Annotated in this window: 10 protein-coding genes; 6 read left to right on the top strand and 4 right to left on the bottom strand. The window is 68.8% G+C overall.

What is annotated here, in order from left to right; all coding sequences use genetic code 11:
• The first annotated feature begins 38 nt into the window (after window positions 1–38).
• The 6 genes from AC07PU_RS14115 (at window position 39) to AC07PU_RS14090 (ending at window position 4,856) form a co-directional block, all read left to right on the top strand.
• Entirely contained in the window at window positions 39–1,565 is a 1,527-nt protein-coding gene (locus AC07PU_RS14115; protein ID WP_490875525.1) for a protein adenylyltransferase SelO, read from the top strand.
• Window positions 1,562–1,975, top strand: a complete 414-nt coding sequence (gene msrB, locus AC07PU_RS14110) for a peptide-methionine (R)-S-oxide reductase MsrB (RefSeq protein ID WP_057597047.1) — start codon at window positions 1,562–1,564, stop codon at window positions 1,973–1,975. The genes AC07PU_RS14115 and msrB overlap by 4 nt, the downstream gene beginning before the upstream one ends.
• Before the next feature lie 46 nt (window positions 1,976–2,021).
• Window positions 2,022–2,567 (top strand): septation protein A, encoded by a 546-nt coding sequence (locus AC07PU_RS14105; RefSeq protein ID WP_093342103.1) that lies wholly within the window; start codon window positions 2,022–2,024, stop codon window positions 2,565–2,567.
• Between the two features lie 2 nt (window positions 2,568–2,569).
• The gene (locus AC07PU_RS14100) at window positions 2,570–2,854 is read left to right on the top strand and encodes a BolA family protein (RefSeq protein WP_495318196.1); all 285 of its coding nucleotides are present in this window, start codon (window positions 2,570–2,572) and stop codon (window positions 2,852–2,854) included.
• 135 nt (window positions 2,855–2,989) lie between these two features.
• Complete coding sequence (locus AC07PU_RS14095) at window positions 2,990–3,775, top strand: peptidylprolyl isomerase (RefSeq protein ID WP_208509384.1); 786 nt, start codon at window positions 2,990–2,992, stop codon at window positions 3,773–3,775.
• A gap of 112 nt (window positions 3,776–3,887) precedes the next feature.
• Window positions 3,888–4,856: a helix-turn-helix domain-containing protein gene (locus AC07PU_RS14090; protein ID WP_495318194.1), complete on the top strand. Its 969-nt coding sequence runs from the start codon at window positions 3,888–3,890 to the stop codon at window positions 4,854–4,856.
• On the opposite strand, the gene AC07PU_RS14085 is transcribed toward AC07PU_RS14090, so the two are convergent.
• The 4 genes from AC07PU_RS14085 to purL form a co-directional block, all read right to left on the bottom strand.
• Window positions 4,839–5,681: an alpha/beta hydrolase gene (locus AC07PU_RS14085; protein WP_495318192.1), complete on the bottom strand. Its 843-nt coding sequence runs from the start codon at window positions 5,679–5,681 to the stop codon at window positions 4,839–4,841. The two genes, AC07PU_RS14090 and AC07PU_RS14085, sit on opposite strands and share 18 nt — an antisense overlap.
• Window position 5,682: 1 nt before the next feature.
• Window positions 5,683–6,720: a Bug family tripartite tricarboxylate transporter substrate binding protein gene (locus AC07PU_RS14080; RefSeq protein WP_296782768.1), complete on the bottom strand. Its 1,038-nt coding sequence runs from the start codon at window positions 6,718–6,720 to the stop codon at window positions 5,683–5,685.
• 133 nt (window positions 6,721–6,853) lie between these two features.
• Window positions 6,854–7,291, bottom strand: a complete 438-nt coding sequence (rnk, locus tag AC07PU_RS14075) for a nucleoside diphosphate kinase regulator (protein ID WP_296799774.1) — start codon at window positions 7,289–7,291, stop codon at window positions 6,854–6,856.
• Between the two features lie 350 nt (window positions 7,292–7,641).
• Window positions 7,642–11,673 carry a phosphoribosylformylglycinamidine synthase gene (purL, locus tag AC07PU_RS14070; protein ID WP_495318190.1) on the bottom strand — a complete coding sequence of 1,344 codons (4,032 nt, stop codon included), beginning with the start codon at window positions 11,671–11,673 and terminating at the stop codon, window positions 7,642–7,644.
• Window positions 11,674–11,793 lie beyond the last annotated feature (120 nt).

Below are 11,793 nucleotides of genomic sequence, written 5' to 3'. Positions count from 1 at the left end.
TTGGCCAGGGGTCTAGCGCTCTGCCGGACAATCGGGGCATGACGCCCACGAGCCTGCTTGCCGAAGAGAACCGCCCCACGTCGACCGAAACCCGGCCCGGGAGCGCCGATCTGGGCCTGGGCTGGGCCACCACCGGCTTCTCCACGCTCGGACCGCGCTTCTACACCGAGCTGCGCCCCACCCCGCTGAGTTCGCCCACGCCGCCCTACTGGGTCGGCCACAGTGAACAGGTCGCGCGCGAGCTGGGCCTGCCCGAAGGCTGGCGCAGCGACGCGCTGCTCGAGGCGCTGAGCGGCAACATCCCGCTCGAGGGCGCGCGGCCGCTGGCCAGCGTCTACAGCGGCCACCAGTTCGGCGTCTGGGCCGGCCAGCTCGGCGACGGGCGCGCGATCCTGCTCGGAGAGACCGCGGACGGCCTCGAGATCCAGCTCAAGGGCGCGGGCCGCACGCCCTATTCGCGCATGGGCGACGGCCGCGCCGTGCTGCGCTCGAGCATCCGCGAGTTCCTCTGCAGCGAAGCCATGCACGGCCTGGGCATCCCGACCACGCGCGCGCTGTGCGTGACCGGCTCGGACGCGCGCGTGCGCCGCGAGGAGATCGAGACCGCCGCGGTGGTGACGCGGGTGGCACCGAGCTTCATCCGCTTCGGCCATTTCGAGCACTTCGCGGCGAACCAGCAGCACGAGGAACTGCGCGCGCTGGCCGACTACGTGATCGACCGCTACTACCCGGCCTGCCGCCACAACGAGCGCTTCGGCGGCAACCCCTATGCGGCGCTGCTCGAGGCCGTGAGCGAACGCACCGCCACCCTGCTGGCGCACTGGCAGGCCGTGGGCTTCTGCCATGGCGTGATGAACACCGACAACATGAGCATCCTCGGGCTCACCATCGACTACGGGCCGTTCCAGTTCCTCGACGGCTTCGATCCGCGCCACATCTGTAACCACAGCGACACCGGCGGGCGCTATGCCTTCAACCAGCAGCCCAACGTGGCCTACTGGAACCTGTTCTGCCTCGGCCAGGCCCTGCTGCCACTGATCGAGGACCAGGAGCTCGCGCTGGCCGCGCTCGAGTCGTACAAGGCCGCGTTCCCGAACGCCTTCGAGAACCGCATGCGCGCCAAGCTCGGCCTCGCCGATGCGGCCGACGGCGACCGCGCGCTGATCGAGGGCGTGCTCAAGCTGCTGGCGGCCGAAAAGACCGACTACACGATCTTCTGGCGCCGCCTGGCCCGCTACCGGGCCGACGGCAACATCGAGCCGGTGCGCGAACTGTTCATCGACCGCGCCGGCTTCGACGCCTGGCTGCTATTGTTTCTGGAGCGCCATGCCCACACCCCGCGCGAGCAGGCGGCCGAACTGATGCTGCGCAGCAATCCGGAATACGTGCTGCGGAACCACCTGGGCCAGCAGGCCATCGAAGCGGCTGGCCGCAAGGACTTCTCGGGCGTGGCGACCTTGCTGGCCCTGCTGGAATCCCCATTTGAAGAACATCCCGGCGCGCAGGCGTATGCCGGGTTCCCGCCCGACTGGGCTTCCACGATCGAAATCAGCTGCTCATCATGAACACACCCGTCCAGAAAACCGATGCCGAATGGAAAGCGCTGCTCGCCGAAAAGGGTGCCGAGCCGGCCGCCTTCGAGGTGACCCGCCATGCGGCGACCGAGCGCCCCTTCACCGGCAAGTACGAAGCCCACTGGGACGACGGCACCTATCACTGCGTCTGCTGCGGCGCCAAGCTGTTCGAGTCCGCCACCAAGTTCGACGCCGGCTGCGGCTGGCCCAGCTTCTCGGAGGAAGCCGTGCCGGGCGCGATCCGCAACATCGTCGACCGCTCGCACGGCATGGTGCGCACCGAGAATGTCTGCGCCAATTGCGGCGCGCACCTGGGCCACGTCTTCCCCGACGGACCGACCGAGACCGGCCTGCGCTACTGCATGAACTCGGCCTCGCTCGACTTCCAGAAGAAGCCCTGAGCGGCGCCTTCTCCTTTTTCTTCCGGCCCCGCCACCATCCGACTGCATGAAACTGATCCTCGACTTCTTCCCGATCCTGCTGTTCTTCGGGGCCTACAAGCTCGCCGACATCTACACCGCCACCGGCGTGCTGATGGCCGCCACGGTGGTGCAGATGGCGATCATCTATGCAATGGAACGCAAGCTGCAGGCGATGCAGAAGGCCACGCTGGTGCTGATCCTGCTGTTCGGCACGCTCACGCTGGTGCTGCACGACGACCGCTTCATCAAGTGGAAGCCGACCGTGCTGTACGGCGCGATGGCGGTGGCGCTGGCCGTGGCCCTGTGGGCCTTCCGCAAGAACTTCCTCAAGATGCTGCTGGGCTCGCAGCTCGAGTTGCCCGACCGCATCTGGATGCGGCTGAACATCGCGTGGATCGGCTACTGCCTGTTCATGGCCGCCATCAACGGCTACGTCGCGGCCTATTTCACGACCGAGGCCTGGGTCAACTTCAAGCTCTGGGGCTACGTGTTCCCGATCGTGTTCCTGGTGGCGCAGGGCCTGTACATCTCGCCGCACCTCAAGAGCGGCGACGACAAGCCGGCCGCCTGAGCATGAGCAGCACCACCGCTTCGCATCCGCTACCGACCGTGGCCGCCCTCGAGGCCGCGCTGCGCGCCGCACTGCAGCCGACGGCGCTCGAAGTCATCGACGAGAGCGCCGCGCACGCAGGCCACGCGGGGGCCAATGCCGAGGGATTCGGCACCCATTTCCGCGTGCGCATCGCCTCCCGGCTGTTCGAGGGAAAGCCACGCGTGGCGCGTCATCGGCTTGTGTATGATGCCCTCCAACTTTTCATCGCACAGGGTCTGCACGCCATCGCCATCGAGGTGCTCTGAGTCGTCCATCCACCGCCAGCCTCCGGCTGCCGGGCCCGGTTCTCCGCGGCGGCGCTCCCTCCCCTGTGTCTTTGCTCCGGTTTCCTCCACGCGCACTTTCATCCAACGCGCATTTCTCAGCCTGACATTCAATCCATGAAAAAACAAATCTTGCAGGCCGTCGCGGCCGCAGCGCTGCTTGGTGCCGTTCCCATGGCTGCCCTGGCGCAGAACGCAGCCATCGTCAACGGCAAGGCGGTGCCCAAGGCACGCATGGACGCGCTGGCCCAGCAATTGGCCGCGGCCGGCCGCCCGGTCACGCCCGAGATGCAAGGCCAGCTGCGCGAGGAAATCGTGGCGCGCGAAGTGTTCATGCAGGAAGCGCAGAAGCAGGGCCTCGACGCCACCGAGGACTACAAGAACCAGCTCGAGCTCGCCCGCCAGGCGATCCTGATCCGTGCCCTGTTCGAGAACTACCGCAAGACCAACCCGGTCTCGGACGCCGACGTGAAGGCCGAGTACGACAAGTTCGTCGCGGCCAACGGCGGCAAGGAATACAAGGCGCGCCACATCCTGGTCGAGACCGAGGACCAGGCCAAGAAGATCATGGCCGACCTGAAGAAGGGCGGCAAATTCGAAGACATCGCCAAGAAGCAGAGCAAGGACCCCGGATCGGGCGCCAACGGCGGCGACCTCGACTGGGCCAACCCCGCCAACTTCGTGCCCGAGTTCTCGGAAGCGATGATCAAGCTCAAGAAGGGCGAGACCACGCCGGCGCCGATCAAGACCCAGTTCGGCTGGCACATCATCCGCGTCGACGACATCCGCCAGGCCCAGCTGCCGAAGATCGAGGACATCAAGCCGCAGATCACGCAGCAGCTGCAGCAGCAGCGCCTGCAGAAGTACCAGGAAGACCTGCGCGCCAAGGCGAAGATCGAGTAAGCGGCGCGCCCTGCCCGCCCTCCCCCATGCAAAACGGCCTTCGGGCCGTTTTTCTTTGGGCTTGTTTCTTGCAAGAATCCGCGGCGCGCCATCGGCGCGGAGGGTGTCGACCATGGGCTTCTACCACTCGACCGAGGCGCTCGCGCCGCGGCACAAGACCGAGTTCTGGCGCGAATCGGTGTGCCGGCGCCTGATACCGGCGCGCGGCGAATTCGCACGCGACTTCGACGGCTGCCTCTCGGGCCAGCAGCTCGGCAGCCTCACGGTGTGCCGCATGCAGTCGAAGCCGCACACCTTCATCCGCACCGACCAGCTCGCGCGCGTCGCGCCCGACGACGACATCGTGGCCGCCTTCTTCCAGCGCGGCCAGGCCAACATGGCGCAGCAGGGCCGCACGCTGCGCGCCTCGGCCGGCGACATCGTGCTGTACGACGCGGCACGGCCCTTCGTGCACGAGCTCGCGCCCGAATCGCTGCTGCTGGTGCGCTTTCCGCGCCAGCAGCTGCTGTCGCGCTTCCCGAAGGCCGAGCACATGATGGCGCTCAAGATCGCCGACGGCAGCTCGCTGGCCGGGCTGCTGCACGGCATGGCCGAGGAGGCGCTGCGCTTCGAGGCGCGCGACTCGGCGCTGGCCGCGCAGGCGCGCTTCGCCGCGGCCTTCCTCGACACGCTGAGCGCCGCGATGGAACTGCAGGACGTGGCCGAGGGCGCCGCCGCAGCCACGCGCCACGGCTCGATCTACGAGAAGGCCGTGCGCTACATCGACGCCCACCTGGACGACACCGGCCTGTCGATGGCCGGCGTGGCCGAGGCCGCGCATGTCTCGCCGCGCACGCTCACGCGCGTGTTCGCGGCCCATGGCACGACCGTGATGCACCACTTGTGGAAGCGCCGACTCGAGCAGAGCTTCCACATCCTGTCCGAGGGCCGCGTGCAGCAGGTCACGCAGGCCGCCTACCAGTGCGGCTTCAGCGACCTCTCGCATTTCTCGCGCGCCTTCAAGAGCGCCTACGGCACCACGCCCGCAACGCTGCTGCGCGGCGCGGGCGGCACGATGGTTGCGCTAAACCAGACCCGATAGCCAGCCCTGCACATCGCCGGCCACCCGCGCGTGCGAGCCGGTGTAGATGTGGTCGCAGCCCTCGACCGCGATGCGCCGGACCGCGGGTGCATGGACGAGGGCGCGCTCCATGTCCACCGAGAAGGAAAGCTGCGGCCGCTCCAGTTCGCCCGCCAGCAACAGCGTGGGCACGCGAATGCGGTCGGCGAAACGCAACGCCGTCGTCGCGGCGTCGGGGCCGTACTTGTTGACGTAGGTCCGATGGCACATCACGCCCTTCGCCGCCGGCGTGCTGGTGGGCATGTCGATGTGCATGAGTTCCTCGCCCCGCCCTTCGGCGATCCGATCGCCGCAATACGCCAGCAAGCGCTCATGCGCGGGCCAATCCCAGACCTGCTCGTCAGGCAGGCGCGGCGAGGACAGCATGGCGAGCGCGATCACCTCATCGACCGGATGGAAGGCCTGGGTATATGCCGCCTTGAGGCCACCGAGGCTGTGGCCGCCGATCACGATGCGGCGACAGCCACGCTCGCGCAGCCATCGCAGCGCGGCCTGGAAATCCAGCACGCAGTCCTCGAAACGTTCGAAGGCTGCGCCGATCCAGCGTCGATCGCCAGGGTTCAGCGCAACCCAGTCGTGGCCGCGGTTGTTGATGAAAGCCACTCCCCACCCCTGGCTCGCGAGATGCTGGCAGACCGTCCAGAGTCCCGACAAGGTGAAGCTGCTGCCCACACCGTGCGTCCACAGAAGAACCGGCAGGTCCGGTGCCCTGGGAGGAATCCAGGCGACCTGGACGGTGACACCGTCGTCCGTCAGCAGCTTGTGCACCTCGAGCGTGGTGTTCATCTCAATCCGCCTTCAGGTTGGCGACGCGCACGACCCGGGTCCATCGGGCCAGATCCTTGCGCGTCAGGTCCGCCAGCTCCTGCGGACTGCCGGAAAGCACAGACAACCCCTGCTGGTCGAACAGCTGCTTCATTTCCGGCGTGGTCAGCACGGCATTCACATCCGCATGAATGCGCTGGACCCGATCCGCCGGCACGCCCACGGGTGCGTACATCCCATACCAGATGTCGCCGTCGATATCCTTCACGCCGCTGGCCTCGGCCAGCGACGGCACTTCGGGCGTGGCATCGGCGCGCTGCCTGCCTCCCGCCGCCAGCATTGCCAGCCGGCCGGATCGCACATGCGGCAATGCGACATGGATCGGCAGAAAGCCGAGCTTGACCGTGCCACCGATCAGGCCCTTCACGACCCCGGGCGTGTTCGTGTACGGGATGTGCGTGAGGCTGATGCCCAGGCTTTGCTTGAGCAGTTCCATCGTCAGATGATGCGGCGTTCCGTTGGCGGGCGAGCCGTAGTCGATGGCGCCCGGCGCGGCCCTGGCCAATCGGACCAGTTCTTGCAGGTTGTTCGCCCCGAGGCTCGGATGCGCCACGAGCGCCAGGCGCCCGATGGCAAGGGGAGCGATGGGCTGCAGGTCCTTGACCGGGTCGTAGGGGGCCTCGGGACGCAGGCTCTTGTTGAGAACCAGCGTGTTGGCCGTTACCAGCAGATGATGCCCATCGGGCGTCGCCGCAGCCAGGTACTTGGTGCCGATCATCGAGCTGGCACCCGACCGATTCTCGACCACCACGGGCTGCGCCCATTTCTCGGCCAGCTTCTGCCCGACCACCCGTCCCAGGATGTCCGGCCCGGTTGCCGGCCCGAAGGGCACGACCAGCTTGACCGGACTGGATGGAAATCCGGTCTGGGCCGCCGCGGAACCCCAGAGCGCATGGCCGGCAAACGCTGCAGCGCCTTGCAGCCAGTCCCGGCGCCTCGGTCCGCGCGACGACCCGGCAAGCGACCGTCGGACCTCGGTCACCATTTCCTCTTTTTTCATATCCCTGCTCCCTTCATGACTCGGAGCGCCATTGCATCGCACCACCAGTAATTGGGGAAATTTAGATGTCATATGAATTAATAACATCGAAATATGAATCAGAGGCCACGGCGCCTGCGCGCCCGACCGCGCTTCAGCGCAGGTATTCGCCCGCCGCTTCGGGCTGGAACTGCAGCGCGGCCACGCGCGCCGAACCGTGCACGCCGGCCGGCGTGGTCCATTCCACCAGTTGCCCCACGCGCGCGCCCAGCAGGCTCGCGCCCACCGGCGACATCACCGAGACCTCGCCCTCGGAAGGCTTGGCATCGCGCGGATAGCACAGCGTGATCGTGTAGCGCTCGCCGTTCGCGGGGTCCTCGAGCTCGACGCGCGAGTTCATCGTGACCAGGTCGGGCGACGCGTCCTGCGGCGCCACGATCTCGCTGCAGTCGAGCATCTCCTCGAGGGCCTGTGCGATCGGATCGGTCGCGCCGCGCGTCTGCAGCGCATGCGCGGCGAGCTTGTGCAGGCGTGCGTGGTCGAGCTGGGTGAGGGTTCGTTCGAGTCGCGTGAAAGAGGCGGTGGCTTGCATGGATGGCTCCTGATGAAGTGAAGGCGTGCCGCGGGCTCCATCGAGGGAGCGGGACAGAACGGACGCGCCGGCGCGCGGGCTTGGAGGAGGCCCGGCGATCAGGAGGTGCGCGAAAGAAGAAAGGGAGGAGGAAGGATCGCCGGGCTCAGGAATGCCAGGGCGATCGGCGCTTGAGCGCCGTCATCCGCGCCGCGCGGCGCCGGCCACGCGCGAGCGCGCCCGGCAGGGCCGGTGCGGTCAGCGTGGAAGCGGAAGTGCGCAGCATGCGGCCGAGTCTACCGGTCCGGTGGCGCAAGCGGCCATCAAAGGCCCCACCGGCCCTGCCGGATTTGGACCCTTGCCGTCGGCGATCAGCCCACCCAACGGCGGGCGTTGCGCCAGATGCGCATCCAGGGGCTGTGCGCGCTCGCGTCGCCGCCGGTCCAGCTCATCTGGATGTTGCGGAACACGCGCTCGGGGTGCGGCATCACGGCGGTGAAGCGACCGTCGGCCGTGGTCACCGAGGTCAGGCCGCCCGCGCTGCCGTTCGGGTTGAACGGGTACTGCTCGGTGGGCTGGCCGTGGTTGTCGACGAAGCGCATGGCCGCGATGGCCTTCGAGGCATCGCCGCGGTGCTTGAAGTTGGCATAGCCCTCGCCGTGCGCGACCGCGATCGGCAGCCGCGTGCCGGCCATGCCCGCGAAGAACAGGCTCGGCGAATCGAGCACCTCGACCATCGACAGGCGGGCCTCGAAGCGCTCGCTCTGGTTGGTGGTGAAGCGCGGCCAGGCCTCGGCGCCCGGGATGATGTCGGCCAGCTCGGCGAACATCTGGCAGCCGTTGCACACGCCGAGGCCGAAGGTGTCGGCGCGGCCGAAGAAGCGCTTGAACTCGTCGGCCAGGCGCGGGTTGAAGGTGATGCTGCGGGCCCAGCCGATGCCGGCGCCCAGCGTGTCGCCGTAACTGAAGCCGCCGCAGGCCACCACGCCCTTGAAGTCGGCGAGCCGCGCGCGGCCCGACTGCAGGTCGGTCATGTGGACGTCGAAGGCCTCGAAGCCGGCCTCGTTGAAGGCATAGGCCATCTCGACGTGCGAGTTCACGCCCTGCTCGCGCAGGATCGCGACCTTGGGCCGCGAAGCCAGCACCGCGGGTGCGGCGGGCTCGGCGCCGGCCGGCAGGTGCCAGTGGAGGCCCGGGTCGGCGGGCTCGCCGGCCGCCGCGTGCTCGGCATCGGCACAGGCCGGGTTGTCGCGCTCGCGCGCGATCTTCCAGCTCACCGAGTCCCAGACCTGGTGCAGGTCGTGCAGGCTGGCGCTGAACACCGACTTGGCATCGCGCCACACCTCGAGCTTGCCCTTGCCGGCCTCGATGGCCGAGCTCGCGGGCCGGGTCTTGCCGACGAAATGGCTGTGGGTGCTCAGGCCATGGGCGCGCAGCACCTGCATGACCTCGTTGCGCTCGGCGGTGCGCACCTGCAGCAGCATGCCGAGCTCCTCGTTGAACAGCGCCTTGAGCGTGAGCTCCTCGCGCCGCGCGCTGACCTGCTGCGCCCAGTTCTTGGCGTCGCCGGTCTCCATGCGGCTGTCGGAGATGCCGTCGCCTTCGGTGACCAGCATGTCGACGTTGAGCGCCACGCCCACATGGCCCGCGAAGGCCATCTCGCAGGCCGCGGCGAACAGGCCGCCGTCGCTGCGGTCGTGCATGGCGAGCAGTTTGCCGTCGGCGCGCAGCGCATTGACGGCATTGACCAGCGCCACCAGTTGCGCCGGATCGTCGAGATCGGGCACGGTGTCGCCGCTCTGGCCCAGCGTCTGCGCCAGGATGCTGCCGGCCATGCGGTGCTGGCCGCGGCCGAGGTCGACCAGCACCAGCGTGCTGTCCTCCTCATTGGCGTCGAGCTGCGGCGTGAGCGTGCCGCGCACGTCGTCGAGCGAGGCGAAGGCGCTCACGATCAGGCTGACCGGCGAGGTCACCTTCTTCGTCTCGCCGCCCTCCTTCCACTGCGTGCGCATCGACAGCGAATCCTTGCCGACCGGAATCGAGATGCCGAGCGCCGGGCAGAGCTCGAGGCCGACGGCCTTGACCGTGGCGTAGAGCGCGGCGTCCTCGCCGGGCTCGCCGCAGGCAGCCATCCAGTTGGCCGACAGCTTGACGCGCGACAGCTCGATCGGCGCCGACAGCAGGTTGGTGATCGCCTCGGCCACCGCCATGCGGCCCGAAGCGGGCGCGTCGTAGGCGGCCAGCGGCGTGCGCTCGCCCATGCTCATCGCCTCGCCCGCGAAGCCCCGGTAGTCGGCCAGGGTCACGGCGCAGTCGGCCACCGGCACCTGCCACGGGCCGACCATCTGGTCGCGATGGCTCAGGCCGCCCACGGTGCGGTCGCCGATGGTGATCAGGAAGCGCTTGGAGGCGACGGTCGGGTGCGACAGCACGTCGATCGCCGCCTTCTGCAGGTCGACGCCCGTGAGGTCGAGCGGCTGGAAGCTGCGTGCCACCGACTGCACGTCGCGGTGCATCTTGGGCGGCTTGCCGAGCAGCACGTCCATCGGCATGTCGACCGGCTGCAGCGCGGCGCCCTCGTCGGCCACCAGCAGCTGGCGTTCCTCGGTCGCCACGCCGACCACCGCGAAGGGGCAGCGCTCGCGTTCGCAGAAGGCCTTGAACTGTTCGAGCGACTCGGGCGCGATCGCCAGCACGTAGCGCTCCTGGCTCTCGTTGCACCAGATCTCCTTCGGCGCCATGCCCGATTCCTCGAGCGGCACCGCGCGCAGGTCGAAGCGCGCACCGCGGCCGGCGTCGTTGGTCAGTTCGGGGAAGGCATTGCTCAAGCCGCCCGCGCCCACGTCGTGGATCGCGAGGATCGGGTTGGCCGCGCCCTGCTGCCAGCAGTGGTTGATGACCTCCTGCGCGCGGCGCTCGATCTCGGGGTTGCCGCGCTGCACCGAGTCGAAGTCGAGCTCGGCCGCGTTGGCGCCGGTGGCCATCGAGCTGGCGGCGCTGCCGCCCATGCCGATGCGCATGCCCGGGCCGCCGAGCTGGATCAGCAGCGAGCCGGCCGGGAAGCGGATCTTCTTGGTCTGCGTGGCGTCGATGCTGCCGAGGCCGCCGGCGATCATGATCGGCTTGTGGTAGCCGCGCTGCACGGTATCGAGGTCGCTCGCCAGGGCCTGCTCGTACTCGCGGAAGTAGCCCAGCAGGTTGGGCCGGCCGAACTCGTTGTTGAAGGCGGCGCCGCCCAGCGGGCCCTCGGTCATGATCTGCAGCGGGCTCGCGATGTGCTCGGGCTTGCCGTAGTGGCCGTCCTCGGGCCAGAGCTTCGAGACCGTGAAGCCGGTCAGGCCGGCCTTGGGCTTGGAGCCGCGGCCGGTCGCGCCCTCGTCGCGAATCTCGCCGCCGGCGCCGGTCGAGGCGCCCGGGAACGGCGAGATCGCCGTCGGGTGGTTGTGGGTCTCGACCTTCATCAGCACGTGGGTCAGCGCCGTGTCCTTGGTGTAGGCCGGCGTGCCCGCGGCATCGGCGCCGCGCGGGATGAAGCGCTCGACCTCGCCGCCTTCCATCACCGAGGCGTTGTCGGCATAGGCGATCACCGTGTGCTGGGGGTTCTGGCGCTCGGTGTGCCGGATCATCGAGAACAGGCTCTGCGGCTGCGCCGCGCCGTCGATGGTGAAGTCGGCGTTGAAGATCTTGTGGCGGCAGTGCTCGCTGTTGGCCTGCGCGAACATCATCAGCTCGACGTCGCTGGGGTTGCGGCCCAGCCTGGTGAAGGCATCGACCAGGTAGTCGATCTCGTCCTCGGCCAGCGCCAGGCCGAAGCCGGTGTTGGCGGCTTCCAGTGCCGCGCGGCCCTGGGCCAGCACGTCGACCGTGGCCATGGGCTGGGCCGGCAGTTCGCTGAACAGGCTGGCGGCCTGGTCGACCGTGGCGAGCACCGATTCGGTCATGCGGTCGTGCAGCGGGCCGGCCGCGGCGGCCAGCGCCTCGCCCTCGAGCACCGGCGCCTTGCCCAGCAGCGGCGCCTTGAGCTTCAGGTGGTATTGGGTGACGCGCTCGACCCGGCGCAGCGCCAGGCCGCAGTTGTGGGCGATGTCGGTGGCCTTGGAGGCCCACGGCGACACGGTGCCCAGGCGCGGCGTGACGACCACCGCCGCCGAGGCCTTGGCCGCCGGCGCCTCGAAGGGCTCGCCGTAGCTCAGCAGCGCCTCGAAGCGCTCGCGGCCCGCGGCGTCGAGCGCGCCGTCGGTCACCACCAGGTGCACGAAGCGCGCGGCGATGCCCTCGATGCGCGGATCGACGGCCTGGAGCTTCGGCAGGAGCTGCCGCGCGCGGAATTCGCTGAGTGCGCTGCCGCCCTCGAAGATGGTTACGACGGGAAGGGCTGTGGAAACGGAAGCGGACTGCGTCACGATGGGTGGGGCCTTGGGGCCGCGTTGGGCTTTGGAGAGGTCTGGAAATCCGTGGGCGGGCGGCCGCTGACTGGGGCCGTCCGCGCAGGACGCGAATTTTAGGTCATGGCGAAAGCCTCG

It is taken from the genome of Variovorax sp. GW821-FHT10D07 (assembly GCF_059415325.1).
This window is presented reverse-complemented; position numbering and strand designations above follow the sequence as displayed.

What these genes read in the sequence shown, in the direction of transcription:
- AC07PU_RS14115 (WP_490875525.1), top strand. Translation starts at nt 39, where the DNA reads ATGACGCCCACGAGCCTGCTTGCCGAAGAGAACCGCCCCACGTCGACC.
- msrB (WP_057597047.1), top strand. Translation starts at nt 1,562, where the DNA reads ATGAACACACCCGTCCAGAAAACCGATGCCGAATGGAAAGCGCTGCTC.
- AC07PU_RS14105 (WP_093342103.1), top strand. Translation starts at nt 2,022, where the DNA reads ATGAAACTGATCCTCGACTTCTTCCCGATCCTGCTGTTCTTCGGGGCC.
- AC07PU_RS14100 (WP_495318196.1), top strand. Translation starts at nt 2,570, where the DNA reads ATGAGCAGCACCACCGCTTCGCATCCGCTACCGACCGTGGCCGCCCTC.
- AC07PU_RS14095 (WP_208509384.1), top strand. Translation starts at nt 2,990, where the DNA reads ATGAAAAAACAAATCTTGCAGGCCGTCGCGGCCGCAGCGCTGCTTGGT.
- AC07PU_RS14090 (WP_495318194.1), top strand. Translation starts at nt 3,888, where the DNA reads ATGGGCTTCTACCACTCGACCGAGGCGCTCGCGCCGCGGCACAAGACC.
- AC07PU_RS14085 (WP_495318192.1), bottom strand. Translation starts at nt 5,681, where the DNA reads ATGAACACCACGCTCGAGGTGCACAAGCTGCTGACGGACGACGGTGTC.
- AC07PU_RS14080 (WP_296782768.1), bottom strand. Translation starts at nt 6,720, where the DNA reads ATGAAAAAAGAGGAAATGGTGACCGAGGTCCGACGGTCGCTTGCCGGG.
- rnk (WP_296799774.1), bottom strand. Translation starts at nt 7,291, where the DNA reads ATGCAAGCCACCGCCTCTTTCACGCGACTCGAACGAACCCTCACCCAG.